This window comes from Streptococcus oralis, from assembly GCF_003942875.1.
Classification (GTDB): Bacteria; Bacillota; Bacilli; order Lactobacillales; family Streptococcaceae; genus Streptococcus; species Streptococcus oralis_BX.
This window is the reverse complement of the sequence record NZ_RMVK01000009.1, coordinates 1-21,530: the sequence shown is the minus strand read 5'-3', so window position 1 is coordinate 21,530 and position 21,530 is coordinate 1. Positions and strand designations below refer to the sequence as shown.

At 43.7% G+C, this 21,530-nt stretch carries 22 protein-coding genes; 12 read left to right on the top strand and 10 right to left on the bottom strand.

What is annotated here, in order from left to right:
- Positions 1–3 precede the first annotated feature (3 nt).
- From fabG to D8844_RS09460, 8 genes are all read left to right on the top strand, one after another.
- A complete protein-coding gene (fabG, locus tag D8844_RS09495; RefSeq protein ID WP_001177612.1) occupies positions 4–735 on the top strand; it encodes a 3-oxoacyl-[acyl-carrier-protein] reductase in 732 nt (243 codons plus the stop codon).
- 28 nt (positions 736–763) lie between these two features.
- Complete coding sequence (gene fabF, locus D8844_RS09490; RefSeq protein ID WP_000774051.1) at positions 764–1,999, top strand: beta-ketoacyl-ACP synthase II; 1,236 nt, start codon at positions 764–766, stop codon at positions 1,997–1,999.
- A 2-nt stretch (positions 2,000–2,001) separates the two neighbouring features.
- On the top strand, positions 2,002–2,490 hold the full coding sequence (gene accB, locus D8844_RS09485) for an acetyl-CoA carboxylase biotin carboxyl carrier protein (protein ID WP_001052304.1): 489 nt from the start codon (positions 2,002–2,004) through the stop codon (positions 2,488–2,490).
- Positions 2,487–2,909: a 3-hydroxyacyl-ACP dehydratase FabZ gene (gene fabZ / locus D8844_RS09480; protein WP_000565515.1), complete on the top strand. Its 423-nt coding sequence runs from the start codon at positions 2,487–2,489 to the stop codon at positions 2,907–2,909. The genes accB and fabZ overlap by 4 nt, the downstream gene beginning before the upstream one ends.
- An 11-nt stretch (positions 2,910–2,920) precedes the next feature.
- Positions 2,921–4,288 carry an acetyl-CoA carboxylase biotin carboxylase subunit gene (gene accC / locus D8844_RS09475; RefSeq protein ID WP_000488663.1) on the top strand — a complete coding sequence of 456 codons (1,368 nt, stop codon included), beginning with the start codon at positions 2,921–2,923 and terminating at the stop codon, positions 4,286–4,288.
- Positions 4,289–4,323: 35 nt separating this feature from the next.
- Positions 4,324–5,190 (top strand): acetyl-CoA carboxylase, carboxyltransferase subunit beta, encoded by an 867-nt coding sequence (gene accD / locus D8844_RS09470; protein ID WP_001173376.1) that lies wholly within the window; start codon positions 4,324–4,326, stop codon positions 5,188–5,190.
- Positions 5,187–5,954, top strand: coding sequence for an acetyl-CoA carboxylase carboxyl transferase subunit alpha (locus tag D8844_RS09465; protein WP_001017376.1), 768 nt, complete (start codon positions 5,187–5,189; stop codon positions 5,952–5,954). The genes accD and D8844_RS09465 overlap by 4 nt, the downstream gene beginning before the upstream one ends.
- A gap of 147 nt (positions 5,955–6,101) precedes the next feature.
- Positions 6,102–6,803, top strand: coding sequence for a CPBP family intramembrane glutamic endopeptidase (locus D8844_RS09460; protein ID WP_125423656.1), 702 nt, complete (start codon positions 6,102–6,104; stop codon positions 6,801–6,803).
- Between the two features lie 48 nt (positions 6,804–6,851).
- Here the strand turns inward: D8844_RS09460 and nusB are convergent, their stop codons facing one another.
- The 10 genes from nusB to gatC all read right to left on the bottom strand — a co-directional run bounded on the left by nusB (position 6,852) and on the right by gatC (position 14,176).
- Positions 6,852–7,274: a transcription antitermination factor NusB gene (gene nusB, locus D8844_RS09455; protein WP_000203650.1), complete on the bottom strand. Its 423-nt coding sequence runs from the start codon at positions 7,272–7,274 to the stop codon at positions 6,852–6,854.
- The gene (locus tag D8844_RS09450) at positions 7,267–7,656 is read right to left on the bottom strand and encodes an Asp23/Gls24 family envelope stress response protein (protein WP_000510584.1); all 390 of its coding nucleotides are present in this window, start codon (positions 7,654–7,656) and stop codon (positions 7,267–7,269) included. Before D8844_RS09450 ends, nusB begins: the two co-directional genes overlap by 8 nt.
- A 21-nt stretch (positions 7,657–7,677) precedes the next feature.
- The gene (efp, locus tag D8844_RS09445; protein WP_000568640.1) at positions 7,678–8,238 is read right to left on the bottom strand and encodes an elongation factor P; all 561 of its coding nucleotides are present in this window, start codon (positions 8,236–8,238) and stop codon (positions 7,678–7,680) included.
- An 81-nt stretch (positions 8,239–8,319) separates the two neighbouring features.
- Positions 8,320–9,447 carry an SPFH domain-containing protein gene (locus D8844_RS09440; protein ID WP_000505819.1) on the bottom strand — a complete coding sequence of 376 codons (1,128 nt, stop codon included), beginning with the start codon at positions 9,445–9,447 and terminating at the stop codon, positions 8,320–8,322.
- 8 nt (positions 9,448–9,455) lie between these two features.
- A complete protein-coding gene (locus tag D8844_RS09435; RefSeq protein ID WP_514248618.1) occupies positions 9,456–10,172 on the bottom strand; it encodes a zinc-ribbon domain-containing transport protein in 717 nt (238 codons plus the stop codon).
- A 5-nt stretch (positions 10,173–10,177) separates the two neighbouring features.
- Positions 10,178–10,342 carry a hypothetical protein gene (locus D8844_RS10620; RefSeq protein WP_514248617.1) on the bottom strand — a complete coding sequence of 55 codons (165 nt, stop codon included), beginning with the start codon at positions 10,340–10,342 and terminating at the stop codon, positions 10,178–10,180.
- Positions 10,343–10,509: 167 nt separating this feature from the next.
- The gene (locus D8844_RS09430; protein WP_125423653.1) at positions 10,510–10,905 is read right to left on the bottom strand and encodes a hypothetical protein; all 396 of its coding nucleotides are present in this window, start codon (positions 10,903–10,905) and stop codon (positions 10,510–10,512) included.
- Positions 10,906–10,962: 57 nt separating this feature from the next.
- On the bottom strand, positions 10,963–12,408 hold the full coding sequence (gatB, locus tag D8844_RS09425; RefSeq protein WP_125423650.1) for an Asp-tRNA(Asn)/Glu-tRNA(Gln) amidotransferase subunit GatB: 1,446 nt from the start codon (positions 12,406–12,408) through the stop codon (positions 10,963–10,965).
- Positions 12,408–13,874 (bottom strand): Asp-tRNA(Asn)/Glu-tRNA(Gln) amidotransferase subunit GatA, encoded by a 1,467-nt coding sequence (gene gatA, locus D8844_RS09420; RefSeq protein WP_125423647.1) that lies wholly within the window; start codon positions 13,872–13,874, stop codon positions 12,408–12,410. Before gatA ends, gatB begins: the two co-directional genes overlap by 1 nt.
- Positions 13,874–14,176 carry an Asp-tRNA(Asn)/Glu-tRNA(Gln) amidotransferase subunit GatC gene (gene gatC / locus D8844_RS09415; protein WP_049484281.1) on the bottom strand — a complete coding sequence of 101 codons (303 nt, stop codon included), beginning with the start codon at positions 14,174–14,176 and terminating at the stop codon, positions 13,874–13,876. The genes gatA and gatC overlap by 1 nt, the downstream gene beginning before the upstream one ends.
- A gap of 165 nt (positions 14,177–14,341) precedes the next feature.
- On the opposite strand from gatC, the gene D8844_RS09410 reads away from it, so the two are divergent.
- The 4 genes from D8844_RS09410 to D8844_RS09400 form a co-directional block, all read left to right on the top strand.
- Positions 14,342–15,034 (top strand): YwaF family protein, encoded by a 693-nt coding sequence (locus tag D8844_RS09410; protein WP_125417816.1) that lies wholly within the window; start codon positions 14,342–14,344, stop codon positions 15,032–15,034.
- A 143-nt stretch (positions 15,035–15,177) separates the two neighbouring features.
- On the top strand, positions 15,178–16,722 hold the full coding sequence (locus D8844_RS09405) for a peptide chain release factor 3 (protein WP_000155101.1): 1,545 nt from the start codon (positions 15,178–15,180) through the stop codon (positions 16,720–16,722).
- 10 nt (positions 16,723–16,732) lie between these two features.
- Positions 16,733–16,855, top strand: a complete 123-nt coding sequence (locus D8844_RS10560) for a hypothetical protein (RefSeq protein ID WP_260467554.1) — start codon at positions 16,733–16,735, stop codon at positions 16,853–16,855.
- Between the two features lie 676 nt (positions 16,856–17,531).
- A partial coding sequence (locus D8844_RS09400; protein WP_125423644.1) for an accessory Sec-dependent serine-rich glycoprotein adhesin occupies positions 17,532–21,530 on the top strand: 3,999 nt, incomplete at its 3' end.

The window sequence follows — 21,530 nt, the reverse complement described above, 5'->3', positions numbered from 1 at the left end:
AGAATGCAACTTACAAACAAAAATGTCTTTGTAACAGGTTCAAGTCGTGGTATCGGACTTGCCATTGCTCACAAATTTGCCCAACTAGGCGCTAATGTAGTTTTGAATAGTCGCGGAGCAATCTCAGAAGAATTGCTGGCTGAGTTTTCAAACTACGGCGTCAAAGTAGTACCGATATCAGGTGATGTTTCAGACTTTGCAGATGCCAAGCGTATGGTAGATCAAGCGATTGCAGAACTCGGTTCTGTCGATGTCTTGGTCAACAATGCTGGGATTACTCAGGATACGCTTATGCTTAAGATGACCGAGGAAGACTTTGAAAAAGTGATTAAGATCAACTTGACAGGTGCCTTTAACATGACTCAAGCAGTCTTGAAACAGATGATCAAGGCACGTGAAGGTGCGATTATCAACATGTCTAGTGTGGTCGGTTTGATGGGAAATATCGGACAAGCCAACTATGCGGCTTCTAAAGCAGGTTTGATTGGTTTTACCAAGTCAGTTGCACGTGAAGTTGCCAATCGCAACGTACGCGTAAATGCTCTTGCACCAGGAATGATCGAGTCAGATATGACTGCTGTTTTGTCTGATAAGGTTAAGGAAGCGACATTGGCCCAAATCCCAATGAAACATTTTGGTCAAGCAGAACATATCGCAGATGCTACAGTGTTCCTGGCTGGACAGGATTATTTGACGGGACAAGTTCTCGCTGTTGATGGCGGACTTAGCATGTAAAAAATAAGGAAAGATATAGGTAAGACAGATGAAACTAAATCGAGTTGTAGTAACAGGTTACGGATTGACCTCTCCTATCGGAAATACTCCAGAAGAATTTTGGAACAGTTTGCAAACTGGAAAAATTGGAATTGGAGAAATTACTAAATTTGACCACAGCGAATTTGCTGTGCACAATGCAGCAGAAGTCCAAGATTTCCCATTTGATAAATACTTTGTCAAAAAAGATACCAACCGTTTTGACAACTATTCTTTGTATGCCTTGTATGCAGCTCAAGAAGCGGTGACAAATGCAAATCTTGATGTAGAAGCAATTGATAAAGATCGCTTTGGTGTTATCGTGGCTTCTGGTATTGGGGGAATTAAAGAAATCGAAGATCAGGTTATCCGTCTTCATGAAAAAGGTCCAAAACGCGTTAAACCAATGACACTTCCAAAAGCCTTGCCAAATATGGCATCAGGAAATGTTGCCATGCGCTTCGGAGCAAACGGTATCTGTAAATCAATCAATACAGCCTGTGCCTCATCAAACGATGCCATTGGGGATGCCTTCCGCTCTATCAAGTTTGGTTTCCAAGATGTCATGTTAGTTGGTGGATCAGAATCATCTATTACTCCTTTTGCCATCGCTGGTTTCCAAGCATTGACTGCCCTATCAACTACAGAGGATCCAACTCGTGCTTCTATCCCATTTGACAAAGACCGTAATGGTTTTGTGATGGGAGAAGGTTCAGGTATGTTGGTTCTTGAAAGTCTTGAACATGCTGAAAAACGTGGCGCAACTATCTTGGCTGAAGTAGTTGGCTACGGTAATACCTGTGATGCTTACCACATGACTTCACCTCATCCAGAGGGTCAAGGTGCTATTAAGGCTATGAAGTTGGCTTTGGAAGAAGCAGAAATTTCTCCAGAGCAAGTGGCTTACGTCAATGCCCACGGAACTTCAACTCCTGCTAATGAAAAAGGAGAAAGTGGTGCGATCGTAGCTGTTCTTGGTAAAGAAGTACCTGTATCTTCAACTAAGTCCTTTACAGGACACTTGCTTGGTGCTGCAGGGGCGGTAGAAGCAATTGCTACCATCGAAGCTATGCGTCATAACTTTGTACCAATGACGGCTGGAACAAGTGAGTTATCAGACTATATCGAAGCGAATGTCGTTTATGGACAAGGCTTGGAGCAAGAAATCCCTTATGCTATTTCAAACACTTTTGGTTTTGGTGGACACAATGCGGTTCTTGCTTTCAAACGTTGGGAGAATAAATAATTATGAATTTAAATGAAATCAAGGACTTGATGGCTCAATTTGACCAATCAAGTTTGAGAGAATTTTCTTATAAAAATGGAACGGACGAATTGCAGTTTAGTAAGAATGAAGCAAGAATGGCTTCTGAAGCATCAGCTCAAGTTGCTCCAGCGCCAGCTGCAGTGGCTCCTAGTCCAGTAGTTTCTGCCCCTTCAACTCCAGTAGAGAGTGCAGTGGAAGAAGCTCCAGCACCAGCTGAAACGACTGTTGCTCCAGAGGGTGATGTCGTTGAAAGTCCACTTGTAGGGGTGGCTTACTTGGCCGCTGGACCAGATAAACCTGCCTTTGTCACAGTTGGAGACAGTGTTAAAAAAGGTCAGACTTTGGTGATCATCGAAGCCATGAAGGTCATGAATGAAATTCCTGCACCTAAGGATGGTGTGGTGACAGAAATTCTCGTTTCAAATGAAGAAATGGTTGAGTTCGGTAAAGGATTGGTACGCATCAAATGATCGATATTCAAGGAATCAAAGAAGCTCTACCCCATCGCTACCCCATGCTCCTAGTGGATCGTGTCTTGGAAGTGAGCGAGGATACCATTGTTGCCATTAAAAATGTGACCATCAACGAACCTTTCTTCAATGGTCATTTTCCACAATACCCAGTCATGCCAGGTGTTCTTATCATGGAGGCCTTGGCTCAGACTGCTGGTGTCTTGGAATTGTCTAAGCCTGAAAACAAAGGAAAGCTGGTCTTCTATGCTGGCATGGATAAGGTTAAGTTCAAGAAGCAAGTTGTACCAGGTGACCAATTAGTCATGACGGCTACTTTTGTTAAACGTCGTGGTACGATTGCTGTGGTTGAAGCAAAGGCTGAAGTAGATGGTAAGCTTGCAGCGAGTGGTACTCTTACCTTTGCAATTGGAAACTAAGGAGGATCTCCATGTTTCGTAAAATTTTGATTGCCAACCGTGGTGAGATTGCGGTTCGCATTATTCGAGCTGCGCGTGAATTGGGCATTGCAACCGTAGCAGTTTATTCAACTGCTGATAAGGAAGCTCTTCATACCCTCCTAGCGGATGAAGCTATCTGTATCGGACCTGGTAAGGCGACAGAATCTTATCTCAATATCAACGCTATTTTGTCTGCTGCAGTCTTGACAGAAGCAGAAGCCATCCATCCAGGTTTTGGATTTCTTAGCGAAAACTCCAAATTTGCCACGATGTGTGATGAAGTGGGAATTAAGTTCATCGGCCCTTCTGGCGCTGTAATGGATACCATGGGAGATAAGATCAATGCGCGTGAGCAAATGATCAAGGCTGGAGTTCCAGTTATCCCAGGATCTGATGGTGAAGTTCACACGGCTGAAGAGGCGCTTGCAGTTGCAGAAAAAATTGGCTATCCAGTCATGCTTAAGGCATCGGCAGGTGGTGGTGGAAAAGGGATTCGTAAGGTTGAAAAGGCAGAAGACTTGGTGGCAGCCTTTGAGACAGCATCCAGTGAAGCCAAGGCCAATTTTGGAAATGGCGCTATGTATCTTGAGCGTGTGATTTATCCAGCTCGTCATATCGAAGTTCAGATTCTTGCGGATCAAGAGGGTCATGTTGTCCATCTTGGTGAACGGGACTGTTCACTCCAACGGAATAACCAAAAGGTCTTAGAAGAAAGCCCATCCATTGCAATTGGCAAAACCCTTCGTCATGAAATTGGTGCTGCAGCCGTTCGTGCAGCAGAGTCTGTAGGTTATGAAAATGCAGGGACGATTGAATTTCTTCTCGATGAAGCGAGTGGCAATTTCTACTTCATGGAAATGAATACTCGTGTGCAAGTGGAACACCCAGTCACAGAGTTTGTTTCAGGTGTCGATATCGTGAAAGAGCAGATTCGCATTGCTGCCGGGCAACCTTTACCTTTCAAACAAGAAGATATTGTCCTACGAGGTCATGCTATCGAGTGCCGGATTAATGCAGAAAATCCAGCATTTAACTTTGCCCCAAGCCCAGGGAAAATTACCAATCTCTATCTACCAAGTGGTGGAGTTGGCTTGCGCGTGGACTCAGCAGTTTATCCAGGTTATACCATTCCCCCTTACTATGATAGTATGATTGCCAAAATCATTGTTCATGGGGAGAATCGTTTTGATGCCTTAATGAAGATGCAACGGGCACTTTATGAACTTGATATTGAAGGAGTGCAAACCAATGCAGACTTCCAGTTGGATCTGATTTCAGACCGCCGAGTTATCGCTGGTGACTACGATACTTCCTTCTTGATGGAAACTTTCTTGCCAAAATACCAAGAAAAAGAATAGACTTTCAAATAGTATGAGAACTAAAAGGGGGAGTTATGGCTCTATTTAGTAAAAAGGATAAGTATATTCGGATCAATCCTAACCGTTCCGTAAGGCAGAAACCACAAGCCAAGCCTGAGGTTCCGGATGAACTCTTCTCCCAGTGTCCTGGTTGTAAACACACCATTTACCAAAAGGATCTTGGGAGCGAACGAATTTGTCCCCATTGTAGCTATACTTTCCGTATTTCAGCTCAGGAACGCTTGGATTTGACGATTGATTCTGACACCTTTGTGGAGATGTTTACGGGTATTGAAACTCAAGATCCATTAAACTTTCCTGGCTACCAGAAAAAACTAGCTAGTATGCGTGAAAAGACAGGTTTGGATGAAGCAGTACTGACTGGTACAGCTAGCATCAAGGGACAAAAAGTTGCCCTTGGGATCATGGATTCAAACTTTATCATGGCTTCTATGGGAACCGTTGTGGGTGAAAAAATCACGCGCTTGTTTGAGTATGCAACGGTAGAAAACTTGCCAGTCGTTCTCTTCACAGCTTCTGGTGGAGCCCGTATGCAAGAAGGAATCATGAGCTTGATGCAGATGGCTAAGATTTCTGCGGCAGTTCAACGTCATTCCAAGGCAGGACTTTTTTACCTAACTATTTTAACCGATCCGACAACAGGTGGGGTGACCGCTTCTTTTGCTATGGAAGGGGATATTATCCTAGCTGAGCCACAGAGTTTGGTTGGTTTTGCTGGACGTCGTGTTATCGAAAATACAGTTCGTGAGACCTTACCGGATGACTTCCAAAAGGCAGAATTTCTGCTTGAACATGGATTTGTTGATGCAATTGTCAAACGGAGAGAATTGCCTGAAACAATTGCTAAATTAGTGAGATTGCATGGAGGAAGTCGCGGATGAATATTGCAAAAATAGTCAGAGAGGCACGCGAGCAGAGTCGCTTGACTGCACTTGATTTTGCCAATGGAATCTTTGATGAGTTTATCGAATTGCATGGAGACCGCTCTTTCCGCGATGATGGTGCGGTTATCGGTGGAATTGGTTGGTTAGGTGAACAGGCAGTAACTGTCCTTGGTATCCAAAAGGGGAAGAGTCTTCATGACAACCTCAAACGAAATTTCGGCCAACCTCATCCAGAAGGCTATCGTAAGGCCTTGCGCCTGATGAAACAGGCAGAAAAGTTTGGCCGTCCAGTTGTGACCTTTATCAATACGGCGGGTGCTTACCCAGGTGTAGGAGCCGAGGAACGTGGACAAGGTGAAGCAATTGCTCGAAACCTGATGGAAATGAGTGACCTCAAGGTTCCAATCATTGCGATTATTATCGGTGAAGGTGGATCTGGTGGGGCCCTAGCTCTAGCCGTAGCTAACCGTGTCTGGATGTTAGAAAACTCAATCTACGCAGTACTTAGCCCTGAAGGATTTGCCTCTATCCTTTGGAAGGATGGAAGTCGTGCTATGGAAGCAGCGGAATTGATGAAAATCACTTCACACGAACTTCTAGAAATGGGAATCGTAGACAAGGTAATCTCAGAAGCAGGGCTGTCAAGTAAAGAACTGCTAGGTTGCGTTAAAAATGAATTGCGTGCAGAGCTAGATAGATTGCAAGAACTACCACTCGACCAACTTATCGAAGAACGTTACCAACGCTTTAGAAAATACTAAGAAAACTTAAAAGCTAGAACATTTTGTTCTAGCTATTTTGATAATAGAGTATGGATAAACATGAATACTCTAGATAAATAAGAAAAACAATCATTAGTCTATCCTCTATATAGCCCTAATAGAGAGTTTACCATTAGGAGAGAAAGAATGAAAAAGACAATACATTTAGGAATCTGTATGATTTTAATGTTCCTGTACATTTATTTAACGCCATTAGGGGCTATAACTCTAGCTAGAACCTTTGGTTTAGGAATGGACAGCTATATAATCTTTCTAGTTGGAGAAGTGTTACTTATTTTCTTTTTATTCGTTTTGTGGTTGAAAAAGAAGAAGATGCTCTTTATATTCGAGAAAAAGGGTTGGCGTTGGTCTTATCTCGCTTTCTTAGTGGCTTGCTTTCTTATCTATTCTTTTTTAAATGGATTTAGAATGCAGCATATTCGATTGATTGACCATAGCTTTATTTTCCAAGACCTTCTTTCAGAACTTTACTTAAACGGGAGAGAAACGACTCTATCAAGTCTTATATTTTTAATCTTTAACATTTCGATTGTACCTGTTGTTGAGGAGACAATCTATAGAGGTTATTTTATGAATACCTTCTTTCCGAAATCGGAGTTTTATTTGGATGTGATCTTGTCTTCTTTCATCTTTGGGCTCAGTCACTTGGTTCTATCTCATCGTGATCCCATCAGTCTCATCATTTATAGTATTCTTGGTCTTCTATTTGCAGTTGCTTATCGAGTTACGGGTAGTCTTCGATTTACTATTGTTTGTCATAGTTTCTATAATGCAATTCCCTATGCTCCGTCGATCTTATTTTATATTTATTATTTGATTTTTAGATAGTGGAGACAAAGAAAAAAGTGTTTGATATTTGTCAAACACTTTTTCTATTTACTGTTCTTCTGTTACAAACTGGCTGAGTAGTCCGTTGATAAAACGGGCAGATTTTTGATCTGAGAAGTCCTTTGCAAGCTCGATAGCTTCATTGACAGCAACCAGCTGTGGGGTGTCGAATGAAGTGATTTCAAAGACTCCCAAACGAAGGAGGTTTCTTTCCACGAGTGTTAAACGCTCGATGGTCCAACCTGCTTTTAAATGCTGTGTGATTTGCTTGTCTAGTTCTTCCTTTTTAGCCTGAACACCAGAAACTAGCTCTGTCAAAAAGGCTGGAAGTTGCACATCCGTATCTTCACGATCATGAGTATAGGCGAAACGACAAGCAGTTTCGACATCCGTACCGAATTCAAGGCTTATGAGAGCTTGAAAAGCGCATTTACGGAGTTGGCGTCTAGATTCTAATAGTGGACTAGTCATTGAGGAAGTCCTCGTCAAATAGATCTTTCAATTCTGGTTTTGGTGTTTTATCTGGAACGATACCTGCAACGTGAATATTGATAGCAGCGAGTTCTACATCAGCCATATTGCGGACGGCATCTTTAACAGCTTTCTGGATAGCAACAGCTACCTTAGGAACTTTTACTCCGTACTCAAGGTAGAGATAGATATCTGCTGTGAGCTCTTCGTCCACGTTTTTAAGATAAACACCACGGCCAAGAGAAAGTTTTGAAAGGGTGTCAGATACTGATTTGTTTGAAAAAGAGTGTACACCCTCTACTTTTGCAGTAGCAATAGCAATGATTTTTTCAAGTACACGTGGGGCGATAACGATTTCGCCAAGTTGTTCTTCAATTCCCATAGAATGACCTCTTTCTAGAGATTAGGCACGAGAAACGTAAGTTCCTTCTGCAGTGTTGATAACAAGTTTTTGTCCTGCTTCGATGAAGTCTGGAACGTTTACGACAAGTCCAGTTTCCATCGTTGCTGGTTTACCAGAACCTGTAACAGTAGCACCTTTGATAGATGGTTGAGTTTCTGCAACTGTCAATTCGACAGTAGTAGGAACGGTAACACCAATCACTTCAGTTCCGTAGAATTGGATCTTCACATCAGAGTTTTCAAGGATGTAAAGCAATTCGTTTTCAACATTGACTACAGGGATTTCGTATTGGTCGTAAGTTTCTGTGTTCATGAAGTAGGCTGTGTCATCCATTTTGTACAAGTATTGAGCTGGGACAGTCTCGATGATAGCTTGTTCAAATTTTTCCTCTGGACGGTAGCTTGTGTCAAATGTAGAACCAGTACGGACATCACGCAATTTCATACGCATGATGGTGTTTCCTTTACCTGGTTTGTGGTGGCTAGCTTCCAAAACGCGGATCAATTTTCCGTCAGCTGTTTCAAAGGTCATACCAGCCTTTAATTTACTTGCTTCAATCATGTTTTTACCTCTTTAATAAAATAATTTACTCTTTATTGTACCATAAAAGACAACATTACTCAAATGTCAAAAGGAGCTTAATTAGTTGACTGGTACGATATTTCCATCTTCGTCTTTGGTAACGAGGACGTATTTTCCATCGACTTCGATGTAAAAATTCTTGCTGGCAGTTTGCCCAGTGTTTTGAGCCGGTGCTTGATTTTGGACTTGTTGGCTTAGTTGACCACCGAGAGTTTGGCCAAGATTCATACCCATAAACATGTTCATCCCATTGCCATTTCCTTCGTTAGCAGCTGCAGCAATGAGCGCTTCGTTACGAGCACGGCGTTCTTCGATTTCAATCGTGTTGTACTTCATTGCCACGAGCTCACTATCAAGCTTGCGAACGATATCAAGACTTTCTTGGTCGTAGCTGAGGTCTTCAAGCAAGATATTGGTTGCTTCAATCCCGTAGAGGCCTGTCCAAACCTTGTTGACCTCTTGTTTAGCGAGTTCGTTAAAGGTGTCTTGGTTGGCATTTAGGCTATAGATGTCAACCTTGTTTTCGTTGGTATACTTGGCAATGGCAATCGCGATTTTTGGTGCGATATTTTGACGGAGCGTTCCTTGAGCTACATCTTGGAGAGTAAATGGCTGTCCGTCAGTAATTTGACGGCTAACAGAGCTCACGTAGAAGAGGACTGGGTCTGCTATTTTTACATCAAACAAGCCATAGAAACGGATGTTAAGCAGTTGTTGGTAACGTTCGCTGAAGTATTCGACCGCATTTTGTGTGCCGAACTTATTGCCCGCGATGGGTTGCATGCGGATAAAGATGATTTCTTGTTGGGTGATGACTTGTCCACCGAAAGAGAAACGGTTTTTAAAGTTTTCCCAAGTGCCTTTTAAACCACCTTTTTCAAGGAGCCAGGCATTATCACCAGCTTGCCATTCGTGGCTACCAGCTTCGAGGACTTCACCAAGGAAGGTACCATTGTTTACCAAAACAGCGGTATAACCTTGAGGAACGATAACCACACTACCATCTGACAAAAGTCCAGTATTTTGATTGCTGTGACGAGAACGTCCATCTGGGTCTTTAGTGAGTAATTGACCTTTGACGGCCAAGGCGTCGCCAGAGACATTATCTGGAAGGACAATGGCTTCCTTGAATTTACTATCATTAAAACTATTTAAGCCTGCTGATAAGGCTGCACGTATAAATCCCATAATTCCTCCTAATTATAAAGCTCGTCTTCATCCACAACATCATAGGTATCCAGTACCCATTGGTTTGGACTGCGAGAGAGATTGGCACCACAGTAGTCGCACTCGCTAACTGCAGAGATTTTCAATGGGGCGCCACAGTTTGGACAGTGGTCGCTCACAACTTCGTCTGGATTGACTGCTTGCGTTTTGCTACCGTGTTGACGGATAAAGTTTAATTGATACACGGTGAAGAGATCTTTTTTAGGGTCTCCTTCAAGGACACGGCGAGTCTCATCGTCAATGACATAGTCTCGTAAAATTGATGATAGAATCACCACTAAGGTATCGTTTCCGTCAGGATTTTCAATAAACTCCTTGATGCGAACATTTTCGATACAAACTTTCTCTAAAACATTGGTTGTTTTAGCACGAATATGGTCTTCGAGTTGGGCACTGTGTTGGGAGTAGAGACTGGTACTTTCCAAAGCGCGGACAGAGTTCCAATTTTTTTCAGTCCAGGCAACCTGCAATTTAAGGTAGACTTCCTTAACCCAAGATGTGAAGGCCACAGCGTCAAAGTTTGGATCCCCATATTTTACACGACTAATAGCCAGTGTGTTGTGTTCAACTCGACGATGGAGCGTTTGATAATCATTACTAGTGTAGGTTGAATTCGAATCTCCAGACTTATTCTGCAAGGATTTGACGATAACAACTAGTATGATTCCTCCGACTAATATGAACATGAATCCTAGATAGGGAGAGCTAGCAGAACTGTCAGAGGATGATCCATATCCAGAGCGGTAGTAGTGGTAGGATGAGCCACCAGAACGACTTCCACCTCCACTTGAGCGGCTGCTACTTCTGGAGCTACTGCGGCTACTCCCTCCACTTCTGGAATGTCCGACACCCGCATCAACGATTTGAGGCACGGATAGAAAAACAAGTAATAAACAGGTCATTAAAAGAGCATAAAACTTTTTCATGTGTCTCCTAACTATATGATTGAAAAGGTAGAATTCTGAATTCGAATGATTATTAAACTATTAATAACCTTTAAAATAATCTAAGATATACTAGGCGTTATTTACTAGCATTTAGCTTCTTTATGGAATGGCGCGCGATGAGCCATCCCACAATCCACCCTATTGCTAGCAAGTAATTTTCAAAAGCACCGATAGCATTTACAGGAGAGTGATACTCCATATAATTGAGTAAGTGATTTGTTCCTATTCCAATTCCGCCAATAATGAGAGCAAGAAGTGCGATTCGTAGATAGAACCAATCGTATTTAATATTGACAGCGAGAATAATAATCAATACAGCTAAATTCCATATTCCAATTTCTCGTTGCCAACCAGCAGATATTCCGTACCCGGAGTGGCTTCCCATGTACGATGGAAAGAAAATTTGTAGTATAGAAGCGCCTAGCATAGCGATGATGACTAAGACGAATAGCAATCGTAAAAATTTGTTCATTTATTCTCCTTGTCTCATTCTCGTTTTAAAAGTAGAAAAAAGTGTATAAAGAGTAAATTACTCACTTTCTTTCAACTTCGCCAATTCTTGTGCAAGGAGTTCAAGGGCAACTTGTGGGTTGGCTTGTCCTTTGGTTGCCTTCATAAGGAATCCTGTGAAGGCCTTGTCTGCGTTGCGTTTTCCTGACTTGAAGTCGGCAACGGCTGCTCCATTATCTGCGAAGACTTGGTGGATGATTGGAATCAGGATATCTGGATCAGAGATTTGCACCAAGCCTGCTTTTTCCACGTATTCACGCGCGCCACCGCCATTTTTAGCCAGGTGGACAAAGACTTTTTTGGCAATCTTAGATGAGATAGTGCCGTCTTCGATGATGGCAATCATTTCAACCAAGTTTTCTGGTGTCAATTCGATTTGTTCTAGTGTTTTACCTTCGGCGTTCAAGAACTGAGCAACTTCACCTTGGAGCCAGTTAGAGACTTGTTTGGCATCACCACCGAGGGCAACAGCTTTTTCAAAGAAGTCAGAAGTGACCTTATTTGCAGTCAACTGGCTAGCATCGTAGTCTGACAAGCCAAGGTCAGCAACGTAGCGCGCACGGCGTTCCTTTGGAAACTCTGGCAGTTCAGTACGCATTTCCTCAATCCACTCATCTGAAATTTCAAAGAGTGGGAGGTCTGGTTCTGGGAAGTAGCGGTAGTCTGCAGCGCCTTCCTTAACACGCATGAGGATGGTTGCTTTGTTGGCTTCATCGTAACGGCGTGTTTCTTGGCGGATTTGACCACCTGAGCGAAGGATTTCAGCTTGACGTTGGACTTCGTATTCGAGACCCTTGCGAACGTTTGAGAAGGAGTTGAGGTTTTTCAACTCAGTCTTGGTACCGAATTTTTCTTGACCATAAGGACGAAGAGAAATGTTGGCATCCACACGCATGGAACCTTCTTCCATCTTAACGTCAGAAATACCAGCGTACTGGATGACTTCCTTGAGGGCAGTTAGATAAGCATAGGCTTCTTCAGGAGAACGCATGTCGGCTTCAGATACAATCTCAATCAAAGGCACCCCTTGGCGGTTGAGGTCAACATAAGAGTAGCCATCTGTACCGTGGGTGTTTTTACCAGCGTCTTCTTCTAGGTGAGCACGTTCGATACCGATTTTCTTAGTTGTACCATCTTCTAGCTCCACTTCAATCCAGCCGTTATAACCAATTGGCTCATCAAACTGAGAAATTTGGTAGGCTTTAGGATTATCAGGATAGAAGTAGTTCTTGCGGTCAAAGTGCATGTGCTTGTGGATGTCCATGTTGAGGGCAAGAGCTGCCTTGATACCGGCATCGACAACACCTTTATTGAGAACTGGCAGAACTCCTGGGAAGGACCAGTCAATCACGTTAGTATTGGCATTTTGGTCATTTCCAAAGTGGGCAGAAGTTGGTGAGAAGATTTTTGAATTGGTGTTGAGCTCTACGTGGACTTCAAGTCCAATGACTGTTTCAAAGTTCATTAGTTGTCACCTCCAAAAATCACGGGTTGTTGTTTGTGGTAGTCTGTTGTCGCTTCAAAAGCAGCAGCAGCTTGGTAAATGGTTTCCTCAGAGTACTTAGGACCGATCAATTGCAGACCGACAGGTAGACCTTGAGCAAATCCAGCAGGGATCGAAATTCCTGGGAGACCTGCCAAGTTGACTGGAATGGTCAAAAGGTCAGCTAAGTACATAGCAACGGGGTCGTGGTTGAGGGAGTCCAAGTCATAGGCAACACTTGGAGCAGTTGGTCCTAGGATTAAATCGTAATCCGCAAAGACTTTTTCGAAATCTTGGATGATGAGGGTACGAACTTGTCCAGCCTTCTTGTAATAGGCATCATAGTAACCTGATGAAAGGCTGAAAGTACCTAGCATGATACGGCGTTTCACTTCTTCACCGAAACCTTGGCTACGGCTGTTTACATAGATTTCATCAAGATTCGTCGCATCCTCTGCGCGGTAGCCGTAACGGATACCGTCAAAGCGTTGCAAGTTTGAGGAAGCTTCAGATGAAGCGATAATATAGTAAACGGCAACACCGTATTTAGAGTGAGGAAGGCTGACTTCTTCGACGATGGCACCAAGTTTTTCAAAGTGTTTAGCGGCATTCAGAATGGTTTCCTTAACCTCTGGGTCAATCCCTTCACCAAGGTATTCCTTAGGCAAAGCAATTTTCATTCCCTTGATGTCTTGACCAATTTTTGAAGTAAAGTCAGCAATGCGGACAGGAGCAGAAGTAGAGTCTTTAGCATCTTCGCTGGCAATCGCATTGAGCAAGAGGGCATTTTCTTTAACAGTTGGTGCAAAAGGTCCAATCTGGTCTAATGAGCTACCGAAGGCAATGAGACCGAAACGAGAAACCGTTCCGTAGGTTGGTTTGAGACCAACAATCCCGTTGAAGGCGGCAGGTTGGCGGATGGAACCACCAGTATCAGAACCAAGTGACAATCGGACTTGCCCAGAAGCTACAGCTGCGGCAGAACCGCTTGATGAACCACCAGGAACCTTGCTGTGGTCCCAAGCATTTTTAGTGGCACCGTAGTAAGAAGTTTCACCTGATCCACCCATGGCAAACTCGTCCATGTTGGTTTTTCCGACAACAATCATGCCCTTAGATTTTGCATTGGCAACGGCTGTCGCATCAAAGATAGGCTCGTAGTTGTAGAGCATTTTTGAGGCAGCAGTTGTAAGAATACCGTCGGTAGAGATATTATCCTTAACAGCCAGTGGAATTCCTGAAAGGACATTATCCGCGTCAATTCCAGCTTCATCAATAGCCTTAGCTTGAGCAAGGGCTTGTTCTTCAGCGATGGTCACAAAAGCGTTGATAGCTGTCTCGCGAGACTTGATATCTTCAAGCGTTGCTTGGGTCAATTCAGTTGCTGAAATTTCCTTAGAGACAAGGAGGTTGTGCAAGTCTTCAATCGTTTTGTTATTAAAAGTCATTAGGCATCTCCTCCATCATCTAGGATAGCTGGTACCTTGATATAGTAGTTTTCTTTTTCAGGTACGTTTTTAAACAAGCGGTCACGGTCTGTTCCTTCTTCGGCCACATCAGGGCGGAGTACGGTCTTGCGGTCAGCCATGGTCGTAGTAGGTGCGATACCAGTTGTGTCGACTTCGCCTAGCAATTCAACCATGTCTACAATTTTAGACAAGGTTGTCGCAAAGGCAGCAGTTTCTTCTTCAGAGAATTTTAATTTTGAAAGATTGGCAACGTGTGTTACCTCTTCTTGCGTAATTTTCATCTTGCATCCTTTCGTGAAATGATGATTTTTAGTCTGTTCTATTTTACCATAATTTCCTATAAATAAGGGAGCCAAACTGAAAAGAAATAGAAATTGAAAAATCGCTTTTAATTCGCTATAATGGTTAAACTAGAGAATAGAAAAAATAAGAGTTAGGATAGAAATATGTTCCATCAATTTATCACCAGATCTCAGACGGTTCCTCCTCCCATTTCCCTCTTTTGGTATGGGATTATGATGCTTACTTTAGTGCTTTGTATTTATGGAGCACTTGCTTATCACAAAAATCCGAAATTTGTCCGCTTGTTTAAGGGGATTCAGATCCTCCAGTTGCTAGCCCTATATAGTTGGTATGTTGGCTTTGGGATTCCATTTTCTAATAGCCTTCCATTTTACCATTGTCGTTTGGCTATGTTTGCGGTGGTTTTCTTGCCAGATAAATGGCGGAGCAAGCAATATTTTGCCCTCTTAGGAGCAAGTGGAGCGGTCTTTGCCTTGGTTTACCCGGTTTTTGACCCCTATGATTTCCCCCATATCACCAGTTTTTCATTTTTGATTGGCCACTATGCCCTTCTAGTGAATTCCTTGGTTTACTTGATGAATCACTATGACAAGACCTTGCTCAAGAAATATATGATTGTAGCCTATACCTTTATTCTCAATCTCTTTCTAGTTGGGGTTAATCAGGTGACGGGTGGAAATTATGGTTTGTTAAACAAGACACCTTTTATTCCGGATGCACCCCTGTGGTTAAAATATCTTCTCGTGTCCGTCATCCTTTCGCTGGCTCTGGTTCTCTTTGATATCTTGTTCAAAAAACGGTGGAAAAAGAGAAATCAGACACAATCTGTGCTCTAGCTTGCCTTTTCGTCAGATGAGCAATTGAAAAACTCCCCAAAATCCGCTATAATGGAGAGTTGAAAGGAATGGTAAAATCCAATGTAAACATCATTCTTAGCTACTGAAACAACTAAAAATAGAAAATCAAAGAAAGAGAACTTATGACTATTCAAGAAGAAATAAAGAAACGCCGTACCTTTGCCATCATCTCCCACCCGGATGCCGGGAAAACAACTATCACTGAGCAATTGCTCTACTTTGGGGGCGAGATTCGTGAGGCTGGTACGGTTAAAGGGAAGAAAACAGGGACTTTTGCCAAATCTGACTGGATGGATATTGAGAAACAACGTGGGATTTCGGTCACGTCATCTGTTATGCAGTTTGACTACGACGGCAAACGAGTCAACATCCTTGACACCCCAGGACACGAGGACTTCTCAGAAGATACCTATCGTACCTTGATGGCGGTGGATGCTGCGGTCATGGTCGTGGACTCTGCCAAGGGTATCGAGGCCCAAACCAAGAAATTGTTTGAAGTTGTCAAACACCGTGGCATTCCAGTCTTTACCTTTATGAACAAGTTGGACCGTGATGGTCGTGAGCCACTGGACCTCTTGCAAGAACTAGAAGAAGTCCTAGGTATTGCGAGCTATCCTATGAACTGGCCAATCGGGATGGGGAAAGCCTTCGAAGGCTTGTATGACCTCTATAACCAACGCTTGGAGCTTTATAAAGGGGATGAACGCTTTGCCAGTCTAGAAGATGGAGATAAGCTCTTTGGAAGCAATCCTTTCTACGCTCAGGTTAAGGATGACATCGAACTGTTGCAAGAAGCAGGAAATGAATTTTCAGAAGAAGCTATTCTTGCAGGAGAACTGACTCCAGTCTTCTTCGGTTCAGCCCTGACCAACTTTGGGGTGCAGACCTTCCTTGAGACCTTCCTTAAGTTTGCTCCAGAACCACATGGTCACAAGAAAACAGATGGCGAAATTGTGGATCCTTATGACAAGGATTTCTCAGGATTTGTCTTTAAAATCCAAGCCAACATGGACCCTCGTCACCGTGACCGTATCGCCTTTGTTCGTATCGTATCAGGTGAATTTGAGCGTGGAATGAGTGTCAATCTGCCTCGTACTGGGAAGACTGCCAAGCTTTCTAATGTCACCCAGTTTATGGCGGAAAGTCGTGAAAATGTCACTAATGCTGTTGCAGGTGATATCATCGGGGTTTACGATACCGGTACTTATCAAGTTGGAGACACTTTGACGGTTGGAAAAAACAAGTTTGAATTTGAACCGCTACCAACCTTTACCCCTGAAATTTTCATGAAAGTTTCTGCTAAGAACGTTATGAAACAAAAATCCTTCCACAAGGGGATTGAGCAACTGGTGCAAGAAGGAGCCATTCAGCTTTATAAGAATTACCAAACAGGCGAGTATATGCTGGGTGCTGTCGGACAACTCCAGTTTGAAGTCTTTAAGCACCGCATGGAAGGCGAGTACAATGCGGAAGTAGTCATGAGCCCAATGGGTAAAAAGACTGTTCGATGGATCAAGCCTGAGGACTTGGATGAACGGATGTCCTCAAGTCGCAATATCTTGGCCAAAGACCGCTTCGACCAACCAGTTTTCCTCTTTGAAAATGACTTTGCCCTCCGCTGGTTTGCGGACAAGTATCCAGACGTAGAGTTGGAGGAAAAGATGTAAATCGTTACAAATGACTAGCAACATAAAGTTGCTGTCATTTGACGGTAACCGCTATGGCGGCTTACCTAAACGCTTCACTAGGCAAAGTCCGCGAATGGCATCGATTCGTGGACTTTGCCGTCGTAACGGGTAGGAAGTGGGCTAGCTAACCGCCTTACTAACTACGTTTGGCAAATAGAATCGATTTGCCAAACTCCGTGTCGTAGTGTAAAATCGGCTTACCGAAACGCTTCACTAGGAAAAATCCACGAATATTATCGATTCGTGGATTTTTCCGTCGTAACCACGTTTTACAAATGAAATCGATTTGTAAACTCAGTGTCGTAATCTAACAATCGGTAACTGCTATGGTGGCTTACCGAAACGCTTCACTAGAAAAAGTCCTCGAATGTTTTTGATTCGTGGATTTTTTCGTTGGAAAGGATAAAAAGTTACCTCGGCTACCGGCCTCATTAATTCATTTGTGAAACTACCTTTAAATACTCTACTCCTAAAAGTCTGTGGATGCTATTGATTCATGGACTTTTTCTATATTTTGAATAAAAATCAATTCCCTGAGTGATTGGAATTATTTGCTCAAATTTTAAAGCATTTGGAAATGGTTAAAAAATAAATAAAATATATTAATAGAACAATAAAATGAAGATTATATTGAAAAAACAGAATAGATTTGAAATAAAGTCATTTTTGAAATCATTTTCTTTCTTTAGAGTGTGTTATAGATATTGAATTGTCGGTATATTTGGTATATAATAAAAAGATAGTATTTTATAGGTGAATAAATTCTTTTTTATATAGAGGGAAGTAACATGTTTTTTAGACGCCAGAAAGGTGAATATAGAGAAACAGACCGTGTGACACGGTACAAATTAATCAAATCAGGGAAGCATTGGCTACGGGCCTCGACTTCCCTTTTTGGCTTATTTAAGGTGATGCGTGGAAGTGCGGATACGAGCCAAGTAAAGACTGAAATGGTCGAAAAGCAAGAAGGGCAGAAGTTGACCGGCTTGGATGTCTTGAAAGGGATAGCAGCTACGGGGACGATCTTAGGTGGTTTTGCTGCGACGCAAACGCGTGTTTATGCCAATGATGCAGTCGCTGTTGAAAAGACTGTCGAATCAAAAGATACCTTGGCGACGAGAGATTCAGTAGTACTGGGGACGACTCAGGATCATCAAGATACTGCTAGCTTGTCTCTGTCTACCAGTCAAAGCCAGTCATTGTCAGAATTAAATTCGCAGAGCGCCAGTCAATCTGCCTCTACGAGTCAGTCCATCAGTGCCTCAAGCTCTTCTAGTATGAGCCAGTCGATGAGCCAATCTGCTTCTACTAGTCAATCTTTGGCAAACAGTCAAAGTGTAACTGCTAGTTCAAGTGAATCCCTTGGAACACAAAATCAAGCGAATAGTAATCTGTCAGAGAGAGCTTCAGTTGGTGTTCAAAGTCAGTACCAAGCAAGTGAGCCAGCTCGGGAGACAGTGAAAGAATCACAACCTTCAAAAGAATTAAAAGCAGTTGATTTTTCTACAGAATCCTTGCCTCAAAGTGAGTCTGGTCTTGTAAAGAATGAAGATGTGACGGCTGAATCAGGTCTCACAATGACTTCCGTTGCCATGATGGAAAAACAAAATGAAGAAAAACGGAAGAAATTAGAGGCCTTGTCTGCTGAGATTGGGCAGTTTCTAGCTCAAGCGCAGGGACTTCCGAACTCGGATGAGGCGATCACGAAGGCTAGTCTAACGAAGAATGAGATAGCAGAAGCCTTGAAAGGTGAGGCTTCTGACCTTGCCACTATCCTACAAAAAGCTACAGAAGCTCGAAACAGTATTGCAAATGCTGTATTACGTGCCAACTCTGGACTTCGTGACAGCAGAAATGGACAAGCTTTGACCCAAGCTTCAAATACCGCTAGCTTCAGAGCTGCTAGGGATACTGAGAAGCCAGAACTTCAGAAAATAACCGTTACAGGTGGCGCAGTTCTAGAAGGGCAAAAATTTAAAATTTATCGAGAAGAAAATTTTTCTGGGACCATTGAGTTTACTGATAACAGTGGTCGAATTGAACATGCAAAATTTGTTCCTACTGCTGTTCCCGCGGCCTATCCGGCTACTTCAACCGTTGTCTCATTCACTACGAGTAATGGTCAAAGTATCAGCATGATTGTTCCGACAAATAAACTAGCCAAAGATGGAAATGCTACAGCATCAAATCCTTTCACCGTTTCAATCACGGGTTCTGTTGGAAAAAATCAAGCAGTAAATAGTTTGTGGACTCGTTATGTTTTCACCTATGATCAGGAAGGTAATTTTAGCGGAAATACTACTGACGTAGGTCTTGTAAAAGATTTAACAGCCAACCCTGCCGCAATTCAATTTGAAGTCCATGCTCAGTCTGAAAAGTACGAACCAGCTATCAATGCTGAGGTGAATCGAAACTTTACTCTAACGGCTAATTCAGGGACTGTTTCTGTTGGTGAAGCCAGTCATTACATCACGAATGCTACAGGGACGCCAGAATTACCTACTACAGGAATTACTAAGGGAACTAGAATAACCTATACTTGGAAATCTGGAACCAATACGAATTTGTCTGCTGGTCGGCATACTTTGACAGCGGTGGTAACTTATCCAGATGGAAGTACGGATGAAGTAGAGATTCCGATTGAGGTTCGCCCTCAGACACCTAGAATTGAGGAACATTTCCTTAACGAAAAAGGTGGTCTCACAAATCAAGCGATTACGGTAGATGGAGTGACTCCAGGTGGGACTGTTACTCTTACAATTGCAGGGGAAACATTCACCAAACAAGCAACGGGGAGCTCGACTAGTGTAACCTTTACTGCAAATGAGTTGAAGAAAGTATATGATCGTAATGGAGGACGACTTCCTAGTGGACCGGTGACTGCAAGTACGACAGTGGATGGTTTGGTTTCAGATACATTTAATGGGCAAATCACGCCAAATCAAGCGTCAATTTCAGTAAGTAATAGCCAATCAGCTTCAGTAAGTTCGAGCCAATCCGCTTCATTGAGTGCTAGTCAATCTGCATCTGCAAGTTCTAGCCGGTCAGCGTCCGTAAGCTCAAGCCAATCTGCTTCAGCGAGTGCAAGTGAATCAGCTTCAGTAAGCTCCAGCCGGTCTGCATCGGTAAGTTCAAGTGAATCCGCTTCAGCCAGCGCTAGTCAATCTGCGTCTGCAAGTGCAAGTCAATCCGCTTCAGCCAGCGCTAGTCAATCCGCGTCGGCAAGTTCGAGTCAGTCAGCCTCAGTGAGCTCAAGTCAATCCGCATCAGTAAGTTCGAGCCAATCAGCTTCAGTGAGCTCAAGCCAATCTGTTTCAGCGAGTGCTAGCCGATCAGCGTCAATGAGCTCAAGTCAATCCGCATCAGCGAGTGTCAGCCAATCAGCTTCAGTGAGCGCTAGTCAGTCCGCATCAGCGAGTGCAAGTGAATCGGCTTCCGTAAGCTCGAGTCAATCCGCCTCAGCGAGCTCGAGTCAGTCTGCCTCTGTAAGTTCGAGTCAATCAGCGTCTGTAAGCTCAAGCGAATCTGCCTCAGCAAGCGCGAGCCAATCCGCTTCAGTGAGCGCAAGTCAATCTGCATCTGCAAGTTCGAGTCAGTCCGCATCAGTGAGTGCCAGCCAATCCGCATCAGTAAGCTCGAGTCAGTCAGCCTCAGTCAGCTCAAGCGAATCTGCCTCAGCGAGCGCTAGTCAGTCTGCCTCAGTGAGCTCCAGCCAATCCGCTTCATTGAGTGCAAGTCAGTCTGCCTCAGTAAGCTCAAGCGAATCAGCCTCAGCGAGCGCTAGTCAATCCGCTTCAGTAAGCGCAAGCGAATCCGCTTCAGCGAGTGCTAGCCAGTCAGCCTCAGTAAGCGTAAGTGAGTCTGTATCGGCAAGTGCAAGTCAATCAGCGTCATTGAGCTCCAGCCAATCTGCCTCAGCCAGCACAAGCCAGTCCGCATCGGTGAGTGCGAGTGAGTCCGCCTCAGTAAGTGCTAGTCAATCCGCCTCAGTAAGTTCAAGCCAGTCAGCTTCAGCGAGTGCGAGCCAGTCTGTCTCAGTAAGCTCGAGTCAATCAGCCTCAGCGAGCGCTAGTCAATCTGCCTCAGTAAGTTCAAGCGAATCAGCCTCAGCGAGCGCTAGCCAATCCGCTTCAGCGAGCGCAAGTCAATCAGCATCATTGAGCGCAAGTGAGTCAGCCTCTGTAAGCACAAGTGAATCCGCTTCAGTAAGTGCTAGCCAGTCTGCATCATTGAGTGCAAGTGAGTCAGCATCAGTAAGCTCGAGTCAATCCGCTTCAGTAAGCGCAAGTGAGTCAGCATCGGTAAGTGCTAGTGAATCTGTTTCAGTAAGTTCGAGTCAATCAGTCTCAGTAAGCGCCAGCCAATCAGCGTCAGTGAGCTCGAGTCAATCCGCTTCAGTAAGTGCAAGTCAGTCTGCATCTGTAAGCGCAAGTGAGTCAGCCTCAGCAAGTGCTAGCCAGTCTGCTTCAGTAAGTTCGAGTCAATCCGCATCATTGAGTGCGAGTCAATCCGCATCAGTAAGTGCTAGTGAGTCAGCATCGGTGAGCGCAAGTGAGTCAGCATCGGTAAGTTCGAGTGAGTCTGCGTCAGTAAGCTCCAGTCAATCCGCATCAGTAAGCGCAAGCGAATCCGCTTCAGCGAGTGCTAGCCAGTCAGCCTCAGTAAGCGCAAGTGAGTCTGTATCGGCAAGTGCAAGTCAATCAGCGTCAGTGAGCTCCAGCCAATCTGCCTCAGCCAGCGCAAGCCAGTCTGCATCGGTAAGTTCNAGTCAGTCAGCCTCAGCCTCA